The organism is Allobosea sp. RIT-PG3_2, from assembly GCF_057321085.1.
This window is the reverse complement of record NZ_JBXWCA010000001.1, coordinates 982,369-999,074: the sequence shown is the minus strand read 5'-3', so window position 1 is coordinate 999,074 and position 16,706 is coordinate 982,369. Positions and strand designations below refer to the sequence as shown.

General features: G+C 67.4%; 16 protein-coding genes and 1 pseudogene. 6 read left to right on the top strand and 11 right to left on the bottom strand.

The genetic code is table 11. From position 1 onward, the window contains the following. Window positions 1-62 precede the first annotated feature (62 nt). On the top strand, window positions 63-773 hold the full coding sequence (locus AC2FAN_RS04535; RefSeq protein WP_265052600.1) for an ABC transporter permease: 711 nt from the start codon (window positions 63-65) through the stop codon (window positions 771-773). Then, a complete protein-coding gene (locus tag AC2FAN_RS04530; protein ID WP_265052601.1) occupies window positions 770-1,486 on the top strand; it encodes an ABC transporter permease in 717 nt (238 codons plus the stop codon). Before AC2FAN_RS04535 ends, AC2FAN_RS04530 begins: the two co-directional genes overlap by 4 nt. A gap of 19 nt (window positions 1,487-1,505) precedes the next feature. On the opposite strand, the gene map is transcribed toward AC2FAN_RS04530, so the two are convergent. Then, window positions 1,506-2,258 carry a type I methionyl aminopeptidase gene (map, locus tag AC2FAN_RS04525; RefSeq protein WP_485172852.1) on the bottom strand — a complete coding sequence of 251 codons (753 nt, stop codon included), beginning with the start codon at window positions 2,256-2,258 and terminating at the stop codon, window positions 1,506-1,508. A gap of 121 nt (window positions 2,259-2,379) precedes the next feature. Here map and AC2FAN_RS04520 point away from each other — a divergent pair. Further along, window positions 2,380-3,255 (top strand): annotated as a pseudogene (locus AC2FAN_RS04520) (NAD(P)-dependent oxidoreductase); the annotation flags it as partial. 52 nt (window positions 3,256-3,307) lie between these two features. Here AC2FAN_RS04520 and AC2FAN_RS04515 read toward each other — a convergent pair. The 3 genes from AC2FAN_RS04515 to solA are packed head-to-tail and all read right to left on the bottom strand — an operon-like array spanning window position 3,308 to window position 6,558. Further along, on the bottom strand, window positions 3,308-4,498 hold the full coding sequence (locus AC2FAN_RS04515) for a multidrug effflux MFS transporter (RefSeq protein WP_485172851.1): 1,191 nt from the start codon (window positions 4,496-4,498) through the stop codon (window positions 3,308-3,310). After that, window positions 4,495-5,397, bottom strand: coding sequence for a DMT family transporter (locus AC2FAN_RS04510; RefSeq protein ID WP_265052604.1), 903 nt, complete (start codon window positions 5,395-5,397; stop codon window positions 4,495-4,497). Before AC2FAN_RS04510 ends, AC2FAN_RS04515 begins: the two co-directional genes overlap by 4 nt. Window positions 5,398-5,418: 21 nt before the next feature. Next, the gene (gene solA, locus AC2FAN_RS04505; RefSeq protein WP_485172850.1) at window positions 5,419-6,558 is read right to left on the bottom strand and encodes an N-methyl-L-tryptophan oxidase; all 1,140 of its coding nucleotides are present in this window, start codon (window positions 6,556-6,558) and stop codon (window positions 5,419-5,421) included. 206 nt (window positions 6,559-6,764) lie between these two features. Between solA and AC2FAN_RS04500 the strand changes: the two genes are divergently transcribed. Further along, on the top strand, window positions 6,765-8,489 hold the full coding sequence (locus AC2FAN_RS04500) for a methyl-accepting chemotaxis protein (RefSeq protein WP_485172849.1): 1,725 nt from the start codon (window positions 6,765-6,767) through the stop codon (window positions 8,487-8,489). A 39-nt stretch (window positions 8,490-8,528) separates the two neighbouring features. On the opposite strand, the gene AC2FAN_RS04495 is transcribed toward AC2FAN_RS04500, so the two are convergent. The 4 genes from AC2FAN_RS04495 to moaA form a co-directional block, all read right to left on the bottom strand. After that, window positions 8,529-9,293 carry a hypothetical protein gene (locus tag AC2FAN_RS04495; RefSeq protein WP_265052607.1) on the bottom strand — a complete coding sequence of 255 codons (765 nt, stop codon included), beginning with the start codon at window positions 9,291-9,293 and terminating at the stop codon, window positions 8,529-8,531. Between the two features lie 10 nt (window positions 9,294-9,303). Further along, complete coding sequence (locus AC2FAN_RS04490; protein WP_476807053.1) at window positions 9,304-10,773, bottom strand: hypothetical protein; 1,470 nt, start codon at window positions 10,771-10,773, stop codon at window positions 9,304-9,306. Next, the gene (locus tag AC2FAN_RS04485; RefSeq protein ID WP_485172848.1) at window positions 10,763-11,299 is read right to left on the bottom strand and encodes a hypothetical protein; all 537 of its coding nucleotides are present in this window, start codon (window positions 11,297-11,299) and stop codon (window positions 10,763-10,765) included. Before AC2FAN_RS04485 ends, AC2FAN_RS04490 begins: the two co-directional genes overlap by 11 nt. 141 nt (window positions 11,300-11,440) lie before the next feature. Then, the gene (moaA, locus tag AC2FAN_RS04480) at window positions 11,441-12,454 is read right to left on the bottom strand and encodes a GTP 3',8-cyclase MoaA (RefSeq protein WP_485173055.1); all 1,014 of its coding nucleotides are present in this window, start codon (window positions 12,452-12,454) and stop codon (window positions 11,441-11,443) included. A 145-nt stretch (window positions 12,455-12,599) separates the two neighbouring features. On the opposite strand from moaA, the gene AC2FAN_RS04475 reads away from it, so the two are divergent. Further along, complete coding sequence (locus AC2FAN_RS04475) at window positions 12,600-12,962, top strand: gamma-butyrobetaine hydroxylase family protein (protein ID WP_485172847.1); 363 nt, start codon at window positions 12,600-12,602, stop codon at window positions 12,960-12,962. Between the two features lie 40 nt (window positions 12,963-13,002). On the opposite strand, the gene AC2FAN_RS04470 is transcribed toward AC2FAN_RS04475, so the two are convergent. After that, window positions 13,003-13,905: a DMT family transporter gene (locus AC2FAN_RS04470; RefSeq protein WP_485173054.1), complete on the bottom strand. Its 903-nt coding sequence runs from the start codon at window positions 13,903-13,905 to the stop codon at window positions 13,003-13,005. A gap of 14 nt (window positions 13,906-13,919) precedes the next feature. Then, window positions 13,920-15,074 carry a trans-sulfuration enzyme family protein gene (locus AC2FAN_RS04465; RefSeq protein WP_485172846.1) on the bottom strand — a complete coding sequence of 385 codons (1,155 nt, stop codon included), beginning with the start codon at window positions 15,072-15,074 and terminating at the stop codon, window positions 13,920-13,922. Window positions 15,075-15,216: 142 nt separating this feature from the next. Between AC2FAN_RS04465 and AC2FAN_RS04460 the strand changes: the two genes are divergently transcribed. Further along, window positions 15,217-15,681: an Lrp/AsnC family transcriptional regulator gene (locus AC2FAN_RS04460; RefSeq protein WP_265052611.1), complete on the top strand. Its 465-nt coding sequence runs from the start codon at window positions 15,217-15,219 to the stop codon at window positions 15,679-15,681. Window positions 15,682-16,116: 435 nt separating this feature from the next. Here the strand turns inward: AC2FAN_RS04460 and AC2FAN_RS04455 are convergent, their stop codons facing one another. Continuing rightward, window positions 16,117-16,695, bottom strand: coding sequence for a L,D-transpeptidase (locus tag AC2FAN_RS04455; RefSeq protein ID WP_265052612.1), 579 nt, complete (start codon window positions 16,693-16,695; stop codon window positions 16,117-16,119). Between the last annotated feature and the right edge of the window lie 11 nt (window positions 16,696-16,706).

The window sequence follows — 16,706 nt, the reverse complement described above, 5'->3', positions numbered from 1 at the left end:
GACGCTCACCCGCCGGCCATTTCAGGCCGGCGGGTTTCAGTTCCTCGCGCGCCGGCCATCCCATGTTCGATAAACTTGCTCTGCTCGGCTTCGGTCCCGGCGGCTGGGGCTGGGCCCTGCTGCAAGGCGCTGCCAACACCATCTCGGTCGCGCTCGCGACCCTGCCGTTCGGCCTGGCGCTCGGCCTCGTCATCGCGCTGTGCAAGCGCTCCGACCACGTGATTCTGCGGGGGCTGGCGACGATCTACGCCACCGTGTTCCGCGGCGTGCCGGAGCTTCTGACGCTCTACATCATCTATTTCGGCATCCAGGTCCTGGTGCAGCGCGTCTGGACCGGTTTCTCGATACCGCCCTTCGTCGCCGGCATGGTCGCGCTCGGCCTGGTGCTCGCGGCCTTCTCCAGCGAGGTCTGGGTTGGCGCGCTGAATTCGATCCAGAAGGGCCAGCGCGAGGCTGCCTCGGCGCTGGGGCTGTCGAAGGCGCAGGCCTTCCGGCTCGTCGTCTTCCCGCAACTGATCCGCGTGGCGCTGCCGGGGCTCGGCAACAACTGGATGGTGCTGCTGAAGGAAACCTCGCTGATATCGGTCATCACGCTGCAGGACATCATGTTCATCGCGACGCGGGCCAATGTCGTGACCAAGGAGCCGTTCCTGTTCTTCGGCACGGCGATGCTGCTCTATTTCTTCTTCTCGCTGGTTTCCGCCTGGGGCATCGACAGGCTGGAACAACGCACCCAACGCGGCCAGGCCGCTTTCGGCGGAGCGACGCGATGAACTGGTGCGAATATCCCGGTTCCTGGGTCGGCAGCGAGGTTCTGCAGAACTATGGTTGCCGGATGGCGAGCGGCCTCTGGGTCACTTTCGAGCTCGTGGCGGTGTCGGTCGCCATCGGCTTCGTGCTCGCGCTCGGCCTCGCCATTACCAGGCTCTATGGTCCGCGCTGGGCGCGGATGGCGGTCAGCGGCTACACCACCTTCCTGCGCGGCACGCCGCTGCTCTGCCAGCTTTTCCTGGTGTATTATGGCCTCGGCCAGTTCCGCGAGTTCTGGCAGGATGTCGGCCTGTGGTGGTTCTTCCGCGAGCCGTTCTATTGCGCGGCCTTCACCTTCACCATCAACACCGCCGCCTACCAGGCAGAGATCCTGCGCGGCGCCATCCAGGCGATCCCGCGCGGGCAGTTCGAGGGTGCGCTCTCGCTTGGCCTGCATCGCTGGGCGACGCTGCGCCGCGTCGTGCTGCCCCAGGCGATGATCTTGGCGTTGCGCCCGCTCGGCAACGAGCTGATCGTGATGATCAAGTCCAGCGCGATCGTCTCGCTGGTGACGCTGTTCGACTTGATGGGCGCGACGCGGCTCGCCTTCGCCCGCTCCTTCGACCTGTCGATCTATCTCTATGCGGCGCTGATCTATCTGGTTTTGGTCGAGATCATCCGCCGCGTCTGGGATCGTCTCGAACTCAGGTTGAGCCGCCACCTGGCCCTGCGCTGATCCGGTCGGTAGCCCGATATCAGCCCGGCAGGGTCAGGACGACGGCGCCGCGCGGGGTCGCGACGACGGTGTGCTCGTACTGCACGGTGGGCGCGCAAGGCTCGCTGTAGAGCGTCCAGCGATCATCGTCCCCCTGTTCCGCCCAGTCCGCTCCCAGCGACAGGAACGGCTCGACGGTGAAGACGAGCCCATTCGTCATCGTCCGGCGTTCGCGCCGGTCGGGCCAGGTCGCGATCTCCGTCGGCTCCTCATGGAGCGAGCGACCGACGCCGTGGCTCGCGAGATTGCGCACGAGCGTATAGCCGTTCTTGTCGGCGAAGCGTCCCACAGCCTGGCCGATGCCGGCCAGCGGCTTGCCTGCGCCGACCTGCGCGATACCGGCCCAGAGCGCGCGCCGGCCGTCGCGGCACAGCCGCTCCAGCTTCGGCTTGACCGGCGGCACGGCGAAGGAAGCGCCGGTGTCGGAGAAAAAGCCGTCCTTCTCCGCGGAGACGTCGATATTGACGAGGTCCCCCGCGAGGATGCGCCGCTCGCCGGGGATGCCGTGCGCGATCTCCTCGTTGACGCTGATGCAGGTCGCGCCGGGGAAGTCATAGGCGAGTTCCGGGGCCGGGCGCGCGCCGTGGCGTTCGAGGAAATCGCGCCCGATCGCATCGAGCTCCGCGGTGGTCATGCCGGGCTCGAGCGCCTTGCCCATGGCAGCCAGGGTGCGCGCCACGATCCGGCCGATCTCGCCGAGCGCGCGCAATTCATCGTCGTTGGATATGGTCATGGACCTGAGCTAAGCCGCCGGCGTCCCGGCTGCAACGGGAAAACCGCATGGGCGGCTCACGCTCTTCCGGCTTCCCAGCCCGCCGGCCCCGCGCTAAAGCGCCAAGGTCTTCGTAACGCGGGAGCTGTTCATGGCCAAAGTCGCATTCCTCGGTCTCGGCGTGATGGGATATCCCATGGCCGGCCATCTCAAGGCCAAGGGCCATGACGTCACCGTCTACAACCGCAACCCGACGAAGGCTCAGGCCTGGGTCGCCCAGCATGGCGGGCTTTCGGCGGCAACGCCGGCCGACGCTGCCAAGGGGCAGGAGTTCGTCTTCGCCTGCGTCGGCAACGACGACGATCTGCGCTCGGTCACGATCGGCGAGAACGGCGCCTTCGCCGGCATGGAGAAAGGCTCGGTCTTCGTCGATCACACCACCGCCTCCGCCAATGTCGCGCGCGAGCTCTACGAGGCGGCGCGGCAGGGCGGTTTCGGCTTCGTCGATGCGCCCGTTTCCGGCGGGCAGGCCGGCGCCGAGAACGGCGTGCTGACCGTAATGTGCGGCGGTGAGCCCGAGACCTATGCCCGCGCCGAGCCCGTCATCGTCAGCTTCGCCCGGATGTGCCGGCTGATGGGGCCTGCCGGCTCCGGCCAGCTCACCAAGATGGTCAACCAGATCTGCATCGCCGGCCTGGTTCAGGGCCTGTCGGAAGGCGTGCATTTCGCCAAGCGCGCCGGGCTCGACGTCGAGGCCATGCTGGAGGTGATCTCCAAGGGGGCTGCCGGCTCCTGGCAGATGGAGAACCGCGGCAAGACGATGAACCAGAACAAGTTCGATTTCGGCTTCGCCGTCGACTGGATGCGCAAGGACCTCGGCATCGTCCTCGACGAGGCCCGGACCAACGGCGCGCAGCTGCCGGTGACCGCGCTGGTCGACCAGTTCTATGCCGAGGTCCAGAAGATGGGCGGCAAGCGCTGGGACACCTCCAGCCTGATCGCCCGCCTCGAGGGCTGAGGCTCGGGCGTCGGATGCACACGACGCTCCGACAAATGATGGACGGCCCGGCTCAGATCGCCGGGCCACGTCCTTTGCGGGCTAAGCCGACCGCGACGAGGCCGAGCGCGATCAGCAGCCAGACCAGCACGTTCATGGATTGCGGCCACAGGGTCACCAGCCAGCTGATCAGCACGGTCAGCCCGGCGCTGATCCCGAGCTGGATCGCGCCCAGCAGTCCCGCGGCGGAGCCGGCAAGTTCGGGACGTGCGGAGAGCGCGTCGGCTGTGGCACCGGGTATCGTCAGGCCATTGCCGATGGCGTTCACGGCCAGCGGCAGGAACAGGGTCAGCGGCGACCACCAGGGTGAGAACGACAGGGCAAGCGCCGCGCCCGTTCCGATGAACGAGATCACGAGGCCGAGCCGCACCATCTTCGGCGTGCCGACCCGCACTGCCAGCCGCGACATGGCGAAGTTGCCGAGCATGTAGCCGAGCGCATTGAGGATGAAGTAGCTGCCATAGGCGTCGGAGCCGTGCCCCATCGTCTCGACGACGATGAACGGCGTCGCGGCGATGAAGACGAAGAAGGCCGACACAGCGCTGGTTCCGGCCGCGACGTTCAGCAGGAAACCCCGGTTGCGCACGAGCTCCGGAAAGGCACGAAACACCCCGAGCAGGGAGCTCTGCGCGCCGATATGGGGCGCCGTCTCCGGCAGTCGCAGGACGGTGAGCGCGAGCACGCAGGTGCCGAACAGGGTCATGAACCAGAAGATGGTGCGCCAGCCGAGCGCGGTCTCGATCTGGCCGCCGAGCCAGGGCGCGAGCATCGGCGCCACCACCATCACCATCGTCACGCTGGCGATCTGGCTCGCGGCCTCGTCGCGATTGGCGCTGTCGCGGATGATCGCCCGCGACAGCGCGAAGACGGCGCCCGAGCCTGCACCTTCCAGTATGCGCGCCGTCAGCAGGATTTCGGTCGAAGGCGCCAACGCTCCCAGCACCGAGCCCAGCACGAACAAGGCGACCCCGGCATTGACGCAGGGGCGGCGGCCGAAGCGGTCCGACAAGGGCCCGATGACGAGCTGCGTCAGGGCGACCGAGACCAGGAACAGCGTCAGCGTGAGCTGGATCGTGGCGTAGTTCGATGCGAAGTGGCGGGTCAAGGCCGGCGTCGCCGGAGCCAGCAGGTTGAGCGCGATCGGCTGGAGCGCGGAGATCGCGACCAGGATCGCCAGCGTCGGCTTGGCCGATCCAGCCGTCACGCCGTCGGCTTTCGGGTCAGTTTGAGGTTCGAATCGGGCCGCACGCGCTGCCGGTGCATCGTATAGAGTCCGCTGCCGACGATCAGCCCGATGCCGAGGAAGGCAAAGAGATCGGGCACGTCGCCCCAGACGAGATAGCCGAGCAGCGTGGCGAAGACGATGACGGCATAGCGATACTGCGAGATCACGGCGACATCGGTGCGGCGGAAGGCACTGATGATGAAGAAGGTCCCGACCGTGACCAGGACGGCCGCCAGCGCCACATAGACGCTCTCGATCCGCCAGACCGGCAGCCATTGCTCGGTCAAGCCGTAGCCGAACGCGACGAGGCCGACGACGACCGTCGTGGTCAGCGAGATGACAGTCGAGGGAACGTCGTCGCCGATGCTGCGGGTCGTCAGGTCGCGGCAGGCGACGAGGAAGGTGCTGAGCAGGGCAACGAGGGCGGCCGCGTTGAAGGAGGCCGCACCCGGCCGCACGATGAACAGCACGCCGATGAAGCCGACGGTGAGTGCCAGCGCCCGTCGCCAGCCGACGCGCTCGATCCGCAGCACGACCGCGAGAGCGACGATGAGCAGGGGGGAGGCCATGTTGATCGCCGTCATGTTGGCGAGCGGCAACAGGCCGAGCGACCAGCCGAAGGTCAACGCGCTCAAGGCTTCGAGCAGGCCGCGCAGCAACACGCGTGGCCGGAAGGCCGTGGCGAGGCGGTCGCTCTCGCGTGCTGCGAAGACGAGCGCGAAGCCGACGACGACCGCGAAGACGGTCCTCAGCGCGATCGCCTGTCCGGCCGGATAGGTCTCGCGTGCCAGCTTCATCAGCGTGTCGTTGACGACGAAGAGCGACATGGCCGCGAGCATGAAGACGACGCCGCGGCGATTTTCGGCTGCGCTGGCCAAGAGGTATCCTGCGGGAAAGGCTTAGGCCGCGAAGCGGGAAAGCGAGAACGGTGTCAGATCGAAGGGCGACTGGCCGGCGGTCGAAAGATCGGCCAGGATTTCGCCGATCGCGCTGGCGAATTTGAAGCCGTGGCCCGAGCAGGCCGAGGCGAAGACGGCCTGCGGCACGCCCGGCACGGTGTCGATGATGAAGCCTTCGTCGGGCGAAACGCTGTAGACGCAGCCCTTCACCGTCAGAGGCTCGCCGGCCGCATCGGGAATATAGCGCGCGAGGCACTCGCGGATGCGCTGGACCTGGCTCTCGCTCGGCGTCCGGTCCGGTTCGCGCGGGTCCATGGGCTCGCGCCCGAAATGCGGCCCGCCGAGCTTGAAGCCCGGATGCTCGTAGAGTGGGAAACCGTAGAAATTGCCTTCCTCGACGCTGAGGATGAAGACGGGGAAGGCACCCTCGCGGAAGAGTTCGGGCCGCCGCGTGGTGAACCAGCCGATCGCCTGCTTCACGGTGCTGACCCGTTCCGACAGGGCCGGCACCGCGTCGGCGATCCAGCCACCCGAGGTGATGACCAGGCGGCCGGCCGAGTAGGTGCCGCGTTCGGTGCGGACGACGACACCGCCCTGCGCCGTCGGCGTCCAATCCAGCAGCGGTTCGTTGGTACGGATGTCGGCCCCGCGCGATTGCGCCAGCCCGACATGAGCGTAGATCGCCTTTTCCGAGGCGACGAAACCGCCATCCGGCTGCCACAGGCCGACATGCCCGGCCGGGAGCTGGAAGCCGGGGAAGCGGCGCATCACCTCGGCTCCCTCCAGAACCTCATGCGTCAACCCGTGGTCGAGACAGGATTGCAGGGAGGATTCGACCGGTCCGCCGCCTTTTGGCGCGAGGTCGAGCGAGCCGGTGACATGGAGCAGCTTCATGCCGGCCTGTTCGCCGGTTTCCGCCCAGAGCTCATGCGCACGCCGCACGATCGGGACGTAGTGCGAGCCTTCGAAATAGGCGAGGCGGATGATCCGCGTCAGGCCGTGCGAGGAGCCCATCGCATGGCCGAGCTCGAAGCGCTCGAGGCCGAGAACCTTGAGCCCGCGCTTGGCGAGGTGCCAGCAGGCGGCCGACCCCATGGCGCCGACGCCGGCGACGATGACGTCATAGCTGTGCTGGCTCATGGCTCGTGCCCGTGCGACGTGGAAACCCCAGCCATACAGGCCGCGCAAGAGGTGGTCCAATGCTTCTGCGGCACAGGCGCCGTGCAGGTGCGGAGGAAGCTTTTGTTAACGGACGCCGCCCATAACCGCAGGCAGGGCTGACCTTAGGTGAGACTGGGCTTGGGATGAAGGGCAGGATTCGACGCTGGCTGGGCGCCCGAACTCCCATGGGTAGCGAAGCCCCGACCGAACCGGCGCCGATCGAGGTCGCAGAAGCCCCCATCGTGGCGATCGCTTCCAACGACCTGTCCGTCCGCGATGCTGTTGATGATATCGAGCGCGACATTCTGTTCGCGATGAATCGGCTCACGAAGGAACTGGGCGAGGTCGAGAAGCTCTCAGCCGATTCCGAAAGCGGCTCCCGCACCATTCTGGAAAGTGCCGGCAGCATGCGCATGGCCGTCGGCGCGGCGAGCGAGAACGCCTCCGTCCTGGCTGCGGCGACGCAGCAGGTTTCCCAGTCGGCCGAGCAGGTCGACAGCGCCATGGCAAGCGTCCGCGACCGGCTCGATGCTGCTGTGGAGCATGCGGGGCAGGCCACCTTGATGTTGGACGGCCTCAGCGAGGCGACAGGCGAAATCCGCGGCATCGTCGATTCCATTGCGGAGATCGCCCGCCAGACGAACCTGCTTGCGCTCAACGCCGCGATCGAGGCGGCCCGCGCCGGAGAGGCGGGCCGTGGCTTCGGCGTCGTCGCCTACGAGGTCAAGTCGCTCTCGGTCGAGGTGAGCGAAGCCGTCGAGCATATCCGCAGCCGGGTCGACCGGCTCACGCATGCGGCCCAGAGTTCGACGGGCATCGTCAACGAGGCGCTGCAGATCGTGCGGGACGTCAACCCGCTTATGACGACGATCAGCCAGGCTTCGCAGGAGCAGGCGGCGTCGACGGCGGAATTGTCCCGCAATGCCCGCGAAGCCGCGCTCTTCGTCGAGGGCGTTGCGCGCCGCGCGGATGAAATCGATCGCATCGCTCATGCCACGGTCGCCGAGAGCGAGCGCGCGCGCCGGGCCTCGGAGAAGGGCAGCCGGCTCGTCGGCCGCATGTTGCGCCGCTTCAAGCCCGTCCTGCGGCACTCCGCCTTCGCCGACCGGCGGCGCTTCGACCGTTTCCCGACCGCGCGGCGCGCGCAGCTGAGGATCGGCGGCATCGACCTGTCGAGCCGCATCGTCGATGTCGGTCGCGGCGGAGCGCTTCTGGCCGATGCGCAGGCCATCCGGTTCGGCGGCGGCGACGGCACGATCACCATCGACGGCCTGCCGCCGCTCCCCTGCCGGATGACGGGTCACAGCGAGCGCGGGTTGCATCTCGCCTTCGATGCGGATGCTGCCGCCGGCAGCGGCGCATTGGCGCTGATGATCGAGGATATCGAGCGCTCCTATCGCCCCTTCATCGAGCGCGCCCAGGATTTCGCGAACGAAATCGCCGCAGCCATGGAAACGGCCATCGAGAAAGGTCTGATAGCCGAGGAGGATCTGTTCGAGGCGAGCTATACGCCGGTTCCCGAGAGCGAGCCGCTGCAATATCTGAGCCCGAGCCTGCAGGCTCTGGAGGCCGTGCTGCCGCCATTGCTCAGGAAGACGCTCGCGAGCGATCCACGTCTGGTCTTCGCCGTGCCGAGCGATCGCAACGGCTACATGCCGGTGCATCATGCCGAGACGTCGCAGCCCCAGCGCAGCCATGATCCGGACTGGAACGCGGCCCATGCCTGCAACCGCCGTATTCTCGACAGCCGCTCCGGGATCAGCGCGAGCCGCTCGGTCCGCCCGTTCCTGGTCCAGCTCTGCCATCACGACCTCGGAGACGGCCGGATCGAGGCCTTGAGCGAGATCAATGCGCCGTTGCGGGTGCGCGGCCGCCACTGGGGCGGCGTGCGGATGGCCTACAGGCTCTGACGATCGCGGTTCGCACCGGCCGCAACGACGGCAGCGGCGCTACAGCCTGTCCCAGTTCACCGTGATGCTCAGCTTCTGGAACGCCTGCTTCCACAGCGATGCGGCTTGTTCGAGCCGGGCTTGGTCGTAGACGCCCTGGACCTGATGGATGCTCAGCGCCCAGCTCTTGGCGCCCGAATCCTGCCAGACCTTGTCGAGCAGGCGCCGCAGGCGCTCCGGATCGCGCGCGCCGGCCGCGTTGCCGAAGACGGTGAACTGGCCCGAATTCTGGAGCATGTCCGAGACGAGGACGAGCGAGCGATCGCCGTTCGCCACGCGGTTCTCGCGCCGGGAGACGACGTCGCCGATGGCTTCCACGATCGGCGACTGGTTGCCCTTCGCCGGCTGGGTCAGGACGGTGAGAGCATCGTCGAGCGGGCGGCCGAACTTCTCGACCCATTTCACATATTCGCGGCGCGGGTTGCCGATCAGCTCGCTCGCCGTCTTGCCCGGGTTGCACAGCGAGATCAGCGAGGGGAAGCCAGGCTCGAACACGTCGTTGAAAACGTAGATCGACAGCATCCGCTCGGCCGGCAATTCGTCGCCGATCTGCTTGACCAGCTTCTTCAGCCGCCCGGCCTGCACCTCGCTCCAGGGATCGCTCTTGTCGACCAGGATGAGCGTATGCCCGACCGGCCCGCTCTTCGGGCACAGCGTCTCCTGGTCGCGCGGCGGGCCGCGCAGCAGGGAAGGGGCCGCGAAGAACCCGACGAGCGCAACGCCGGCGAGCACGGAAGCGACGATGGCCAGGTTCTCGGTCTTCATCTGTCGCTCTCTAGCGCGGCATTGCGGCGAAATCCTCGGCCGCCTGCTTCTGCGCCGCCTCGTCGCTCTCGAAGGCCTCGCGGCCGGCCTTCGCCGCGCGCAGCTTGACCTGCTCGATCTCGCCGGCGAGGTCGACCCCGCGCAGCAGGATCAGCCTGTCCTTCAGCTTGGCTTCGATCAGGGCGGGCATGCTCGCGAGCTGCTGCTCGAAATCCTCGATCTGGCGGCGGGCCGCAACATATTCCGGCAGTTCCCCCGGCTGGTCGATCTCGGCCAGGTTGAGCGACTGCGAGAAATAGGCGGGCGGCAGATCGGTGCGGACCCGCAGATTGGCCTCGCGATATTGCATCATCGCGGCGTCCTTGGCCGCGCGCAATTGCCCGAGGCGGGACATAAACAGGTCTCGCGCCTTCTCCGCCGCGGCCTTCACGCCCTGCAGCTTGCCGAGCTCGTCGCGGCAATCCTCGCGGAAACCGTCGATCTGGGTGCGGATCGCCTCCAGCTCCGGCAGCAGCTCGACATCGAGCCGGCGCCGCTCCTCCTCGACCGCGCCCCAGCGCTGGCGCCAGCGCTTGTAGGCGGCCGCATGGCCCGGATAGGTGCCGAAGGCCGTATAGCCCTTCGTCGCCGAGACGAAGGCGACGAGGCAGCCGATAATGACCAGAGCGACCGATTTGATGTCGTAGATCGCGAAGGGGTTCTCCAGCATGCGCGGCATGACCTGGAAGGAACGCGTATCCGGGCTCGCGATCAGCATCTCGCGGTAATGCCCGACCGCGAGATTGAACAACACGATCAGCGCGATCATGCCGGCATAGGCGGGCAGGGCCCAGAACAGGTGCGAGCTCTTCACATGCTGGCAGTATCGCGCCGGCCCGACCCCCATGAAGAAGCCGAGCGCGATGTTGAGCGCCGAGATGATGACGGCCGTGGCCGCGCCGCCGACCAGGCCGAAATCGCTCGCCTCGGCGAAGAAATTGCCGTTGAGCAGGCTCTCGATCACCAGCGGCACGACCAGAAAGAACAGGATGAACTGCCACTTGTCGAGTTTGGGGTCGGCGCGCCGCTTGTTCTCGTAGTTGAAGAACGCGTATTCGCGCTTGGCCCTGAGCGCGTCGTAGACGCGCTGCTCCAGCTCGCTGCCGTGCTTATTCAGCATCGCGCGCATCGTGGCCTCGACGCCGCGCACGCGACCTTCGAAACGTTGCTGCGTGAACAGCTCGCGGCGGCTCGCGACCTCGGCCTGGATGGCGTTGAGGCTCGCCGCAGCGTCCTGCCGCAGCGTCGCGTAATGCTCGCGTGCCCGGGCGATCAGAGTCTGTTCGGTCTGGGACAGCATCGTCGCATCGGCCGGCGGCAGATTGTCCACCGCATCGCTCGCGCCGTTATGGCCGGCCTTGACGGATTCCGCCAGGTGATGCGCGGTCACCGCAGGGCTGGTGCCACGCAGCGAGCCAACGCCGCCATTCTCATTCGCCATGGGCGGCTCGCGTCAGGAAAAGCCGGGCTTCGACCACATCGACCCAGAAGTCGCGGAAGCCGGGATAGGAAGGCCGCAGATAGGCCCGTTCGAACCAGAGCGTCAGCGCGATCAAGGCGGCGCTGCCCAGGATCGGCAGGACAGTGGCGGCAGAGAGGGAAGCCGCATCGAGCTCCGCCAGCCGCCAGCCGAGGCCAGCCAGCACGATGGTGCTCGCAATGACGAGTAGTGCGCGAACGCGGTGGCGGCCGGTGTCGTAGGCGAGTTGCAGCGCGGCGGTCATCATCGTGACGGCGAGGGCCGCGCAGAGCTCGAGCACGACGAGCCCGGCGATCACCGCTGCCATGCCGGCTCCGATCCCGGTCGGCGAGGCGGGGGCGAGCACCGTGAACACCCCGCGCGCGGAAGACCAGGCCAGGTAAAGGCAGAAGAGCAGCGCGGCAGCGATGAGAATGGCGAGAAGCGGGAGGGAACGCCGCAACCGCGCCGCCATGATGGCGAGCCGCGCCGCGTGGGTCTGCCTCACGGCGTCATCGATTGCGCTTGCGGCCGCTCTCACGCGGCCTGCGATCGCTTTGAACATGACCCGCAGCAACTCCACCCGTCCAACGACGGTGACCGCATTCTCCGGGCCGGTCAAGCGAGCGGCGGCCTCCGTCCAGGCCGATCAGCCGCCGGTGACGCTCATATGCCGGCCGACGGCCGGGCGCGCATGGCGCCGGTCGATGATGAAGTCGTGGCCCTTGGGCTTGCGGGCAATGGCCTCGTCCATGGCGCGATAGAGCAGCGCATCGTCCTGCGAGCTGCGCACGGCGGCACGCAGATCGGCCGCATCCTCCTGGCCGAGGCACATGTAGAGCGTGCCGGTGCAGGTCAGGCGCACGCGGTTGCAGCTCTCGCAGAAATTATGGGTGAGCGGCGTGATGAAGCCGACGAGCCCCCCGGTCTCCTTGACGCGGACATAGCGCGCCGGCCCGCCGGTGCGATAGGGATCGTCGACGAGCGTGTACTTGTCCATCAGCCGTCCGCGCACCACCGAGAGCGGCAGGTACTGATCGATGCGCCCGGCCTCGATCTCGCCCATCGGCATGACTTCGATCAGCGTGAGGTCCATGCCGAGGCCGTGCGACCACAGCATCAGCTCCTCGATCTCGTCGTCGTTGACGCCCTTCAGCGCGACCGCGTTGATCTTGACCCGCATGCCGGCCTTGCGCGCGGCGTCGATGCCAGCGAGCACGACATTCAGGTCGCCCCGGCGGGTGATCTCGCGGAACTTGTCGGCATCGAGCGTGTCGAGCGAGACGTTGATGCGACGGACGCCGTAGCCGGCCAGTTCGTCGGCATAGCGATGCAGCAGCGAGCCGTTGGTGGTCAGCGTCAGCTCATCGAGCGCGCCGGAGGTGAGGTGGCGCGAGAGCGAGCGGAACAGGCTCATGATGTCGCGGCGCACCAGCGGTTCGCCGCCGGTGAGTCGCAGCTTGCGCGTGCCGCGCGTCACGAAGGCGGTGGCGATCCGGTCGAGCTCTTCAAGCGTCAGCAGTTCCTTGCGCGGCAGGAACTGCATGTTCTCCGCCATGCAATAGACGCAGCGGAAATCGCAGCGATCCGTCACCGAGATGCGCAGATAGGAAATCGTCCGGCCGAACGGATCGACCAGCGGCGACCGGGTCAGCGGTTTCATGTCGTCGAGCAGCACGTCTGCCTCAACTCCAAACGCACCGCACAGGATGCGAACAGGTTTTCACATTGCTATAGCGAGACATTGGCATCGATGCGGCCAAGGTCAAGCGCATGGCTGCTACCCGCTGCGAAGGGCTTACACGATCATGTCATCCTGGCCGACCGAAATCCGCCTGTCGAAGGATCGCCGGACCCTGCATGTCGCCTTCGAGGACGGCGCGAGCTTCGCGTTGCCGGCCGAGCTGCTGCGCGTCGAAAGCCCCTCCGCCGAGGTCCAGGGCCACCACCCCAGCCAGAAGACGATCGTTCCCGGCAAGGCGGCCGTCGAGATCCTGCGGATCGAGCCTGTCGGCCACTATGCCGTCAGGCTCGGCTTCGACGACATGCACGAGACCGGCATCTACGCCTGGGACTATCTGCGCGAGCTTGGCGAGCAGGCCGGCGAGAAGATGCGCGCCTACGAAGCTGCGCTGGCCGAAAAGGGATTGTCGCGGGAGCGGCGCGGCTAGGCGCAGCTTGGGCCCTGGCACGGTCGCGGCCTTCTGAAGGCTATGATCGGGAGGCTCTTCGGAGCGCCAGCCCGACACCGGTCAGGGTAAGGGCCATGGCGACGAGCTCACGGACGCCCAGGGAATCGCCCAGCAGCAGGGCGGCTGCGAGCGTCCCGATGATCGGCACGAGCAGCATGCCGGTTGCGGCAGCGGAGGCGGGCAGCCGTCTGAGGGCGCCGAACCAGGTCAGGTAGCACAGGGCCATCGGGCCCACCGCCATATAGACCAGGCCGGCGAGGCCCGGCGCCGAGAGTGCTAGGACGCGCGGCTGTTCCAGCAGCAGGCCGAGGATCACCATCGGCAGGCAGCCCAGTGCCACCTGCCAGGCGGCCAGTACCGTGGGAGGCATCGGTATGGGCTTGCGAGCCGTGACCGTGCCGAGGGCGAACAGCATGGCCGCGGCGAGCGCGAACAGGATACCCGGCCATTTGCCGCCGGCGAGGTCGGGACCGCCCATCAGCACGGCGATACCAGCAATGCCCAGGGCGAGCGCCAGCAGGCTCTGCCGGTTCGGCCTCTCGCCGAGCAGGGGCCATGCGATCAGCACCGCCCATATCGGCATGGAATAGGCGATCAGGGCGCCTTCCGAGACTTTCAGCCAGTTCAGCGACAGGGCGGTGAAGCCCATCCAGGCGAAGACGTTGATGCCGGCCGACGCGGCAAGCCGCAGGCGGGCGTCGCGTGGGACTGCAAAACGTTCGCTGCGCAGCCAGGCGAGGGCGGCCAGCCCGATCGCACCCAGCAGCCCGGCGGTGCCGCGCGCGAACAGGGGCGGCCAGTCCTGAAGGACGAATTTGAGCACAGCCCAGTTCAGCCCCCAGCCCATGGCCGTGATCATAAGAAGGATCTGGCCGGACCGCTGATGGGCGGTTTCGACCGATGCCGCTGCCTCGCAGCCCATAGCCACGGGCCGGCTCAGCGGTGCGCTGCCGTCAGCGCGTGGTCGAGATCGTCGTAGAGGTCGCCGACATCCTCGATGCCGGTCGAGAGGCGTAGCAGGTCGGTCGGGCAGGGCGAGCCCGCGCCCTCGATCGAGGCGCGATGCTCGATCAGGCTCTCGACGCCGCCGAGCGAGGTCGCGCGCTTGTACAGCTCGACCTGCGCCGCCGTGGCGATCGCCGCCGCCTCGCCGCCGGTGACCTGCACCGAGAGCATGTAGCCGAAGCCGTGCTCCATCTGCCGCGCCGCGATGTCGTGGCCGGGATGCTGCGGCAGGCCGGGATAGAGCACGCGCGCCACCATCGGATGCGCGGAGAGCCGCTGCGCCAGCTCCAGCGCCGAGGCCGCCTGCCGCTCCTGCCGCAGATGCAGCGTGCGCATCCCGCGCATCAGCAGATAGGCCTCGAACGGGCCGAGGATGCCGCCCTGGCCCTTGCGCACCGTCTTGATCCGGCTCCAGAACTCGTCGTCCTCGCGGGCGCAGAGCGCCCCGGCGACGACGTCGGAATGGCCGTTCAGCACCTTCGTCGCCGCATGCATCACGATGTCGGCGCCGAGCGTCAGCGGGCGGGTGTGGACCGGCGAGGCGCAGGTCGAATCGACCGCGAGCCTGGCGCCGGCCTGGTGCGCGATCTCGGCCGCGCCAGCGATGTCGGTGATGGTCCAGAGCGGGTTCGACGGCGTCTCGACCCAGATGAGCTTGGTCACGCCGGGCTTCACCGCGGCCTTCAGCGCGGCGAGATCGTCGGTCTCGACGAACTCGACGCTCAGGCCCCAGCGCGTCGCTTCAGTCAGGAGCCAGGCCCGCAGCGCCCAGTACATCACCTTGGAGGCGACGACATGGTCGCCGGGCGAGAGCGCCTGGAACACCGCCGTCGCCGCCGCCATGCCCGAGCCGAACAGCAGCGCCCCGGCCCTGGCCTCCTCCAGCATGGCGAGCACGGCCTGCGCCTCATGCACCGTCTCGTTGTCCGGCCGGCCATAGATGAAGCCGGAGGAGTAGCCATTGTCCGGGTCACGCAGATAGGTCGTCGCGACATGGATCGGCGGCACCACCCCCTTCGTCACAGGATCGACCTTGCCCAGAGCCTGCGCGGCAAGGGAGCGCTTCGTCCAAGTCTTCAGTCCCATGACGCATTTCCGACGCCCTCTCCGGGGCCGGCCGATCCGGTCCTCGCTGACTGGGCTGTCCGTCATCCTGCTCGGAAACGCATGGTCATTTTCGCGGGATTTAGTTAGATGGTGACGAATTTCGCCGTTCTGAATGGGCTCCATGGCAAAAACAGTCGAACTCGATCGGTTCGATCATGCTCTTCTCAGGGAGATGCAGATCGACAATCAGACTCCGGCGCGCGTTCTGGCGGAGCGGGTCGGCCTGTCACAGAGTGCGGTGCTTCGGCGCTTGCGCCGTCTGCGTGCCGAACAGGTCATCATGGCCGATGTCTCGATCGTCAGCCCGGAAACCCTCGGCGTGCCCGTCACGGTGCATGTGCTCGTCTCGATCGAGCGGGGATCGCGAACCTATGGCGAGTTTTCCCGCAAGCTGCAGGCGCGCCCGGAAGTCCGGCAGGCCTCCTATGTGACGGGAGGCGCGGATTTCGTCGTGCACCTGCAGGTCGAGAGCATGGCAGCCTATGCGGCCTTTGCCCGCGAGGTCTTCCACGACGACCCCAACGTCTCCGAATACCACACCTACGTCGCCATGCGCGAAGTCGTCGGCCCGGCATCGAAGCGATAGAACGACACCCTTCGATACAACCACGCCGTCATTCCGGGGCGGGCCGTAGGCCCGAGCCCGGAACCCATGAACACGACAGCCCGTCAAAAGGCCGCCGATCTGACAAATCTTCTCGTCTGACCTCGTGTTCATGGGTTCCGGGCTCTTCGCTGACGCGAAGCCCCGGAATGACCCCGCGGTTCCGTCAAAACCCAGCAAGCCCCAGGCCGATAAAAGGCCTCTGCGTCATCCTCGGGCGACCGCAGGGAGACCCGGGGATCTCAAGCAGGGCAGGGCGCGGGAGCCTCCTTCGACCAGAGATGCTCGGGTCAAGCCCGAGCATGACGCGGAAGATGGCGTCGGGGAGATTCCCATCGCGAGCGCAGTGGGGATACCGGCCACGAAAAAGGGCCGGCGTTTCCGCCGGCCCTTCTTATTTCAGTTCCTTGCGTCCGCTCAGCGGGCGACGACGACGCGGGTGCCGACCTTGGCGCGCTCGTAGAGGTCGATCACGTCCTCGTTCAGCATGCGGATGCAGCCGGAGGAGACGGCCTGGCCGATCGTCTCCGGCTCGTTCGAGCCGTGGATGCGGTAGAGGGTCGAGCCGAGATACATGGCGCGGGCGCCGAGCGGGTTGTCCGGGCCGCCGGTCATGTGGCGCGGCAAATCGGGGCGGCGCTTCAGCATCTGCGACGGCGGTGTCCAGCTCGGCCACTCGGCCTTGCGGGTAATGGTCTGGCTGCCGGCCCAGTCGAAGCCGGGGCGGCCGACGCCAACGCCGTAGCGCACGGCCTTGCCGTCGGGCATCACGAAATAGAGGCGTCGCTCGGCGGAATTGATCACGATCGTGCCCGGCCGCTGGTTCGTCTGATAGCTGACGATCTCGCGCGGAATGGCGGTGGCCTGCGCCTTGGCGGGGTCGACGTACTGGACCAGCGGCTGGCGGGTCAACGGATCGATTTCGGCCCGGGCGGCGGAGCCGAGGGCGAGCAGGCCAAGGCCGGCGAGCATGGCCAGACGGATGGAGCGGATCATCGAGAACCTCG

Bases quoted from the DNA above. Each gene is read 5' to 3' on its own strand.
- AC2FAN_RS04535 (WP_265052600.1), top strand. From the start codon at position 63: ATGTTCGATAAACTTGCTCTGCTCGGCTTCGGTCCCGGCGGCTGGGGC.
- AC2FAN_RS04530 (WP_265052601.1), top strand. From the start codon at position 770: ATGAACTGGTGCGAATATCCCGGTTCCTGGGTCGGCAGCGAGGTTCTG.
- map (WP_485172852.1), bottom strand. From the start codon at position 2,258: ATGACCATATCCAACGACGATGAATTGCGCGCGCTCGGCGAGATCGGC.
- solA (WP_485172850.1), bottom strand. From the start codon at position 6,558: ATGAGCCAGCACAGCTATGACGTCATCGTCGCCGGCGTCGGCGCCATG.
- AC2FAN_RS04500 (WP_485172849.1), top strand. From the start codon at position 6,765: ATGGGTAGCGAAGCCCCGACCGAACCGGCGCCGATCGAGGTCGCAGAA.
- AC2FAN_RS04495 (WP_265052607.1), bottom strand. From the start codon at position 9,293: ATGAAGACCGAGAACCTGGCCATCGTCGCTTCCGTGCTCGCCGGCGTT.
- AC2FAN_RS04490 (WP_476807053.1), bottom strand. From the start codon at position 10,773: ATGGCGAATGAGAATGGCGGCGTTGGCTCGCTGCGTGGCACCAGCCCT.
- moaA (WP_485173055.1), bottom strand. From the start codon at position 12,454: ATGAAACCGCTGACCCGGTCGCCGCTGGTCGATCCGTTCGGCCGGACG.
- AC2FAN_RS04475 (WP_485172847.1), top strand. From the start codon at position 12,600: ATGTCATCCTGGCCGACCGAAATCCGCCTGTCGAAGGATCGCCGGACC.
- AC2FAN_RS04470 (WP_485173054.1), bottom strand. From the start codon at position 13,905: ATGGGCTGCGAGGCAGCGGCATCGGTCGAAACCGCCCATCAGCGGTCC.
- AC2FAN_RS04465 (WP_485172846.1), bottom strand. From the start codon at position 15,074: ATGGGACTGAAGACTTGGACGAAGCGCTCCCTTGCCGCGCAGGCTCTG.
- AC2FAN_RS04460 (WP_265052611.1), top strand. From the start codon at position 15,217: ATGGCAAAAACAGTCGAACTCGATCGGTTCGATCATGCTCTTCTCAGG.
- AC2FAN_RS04455 (WP_265052612.1), bottom strand. From the start codon at position 16,695: ATGATCCGCTCCATCCGTCTGGCCATGCTCGCCGGCCTTGGCCTGCTC.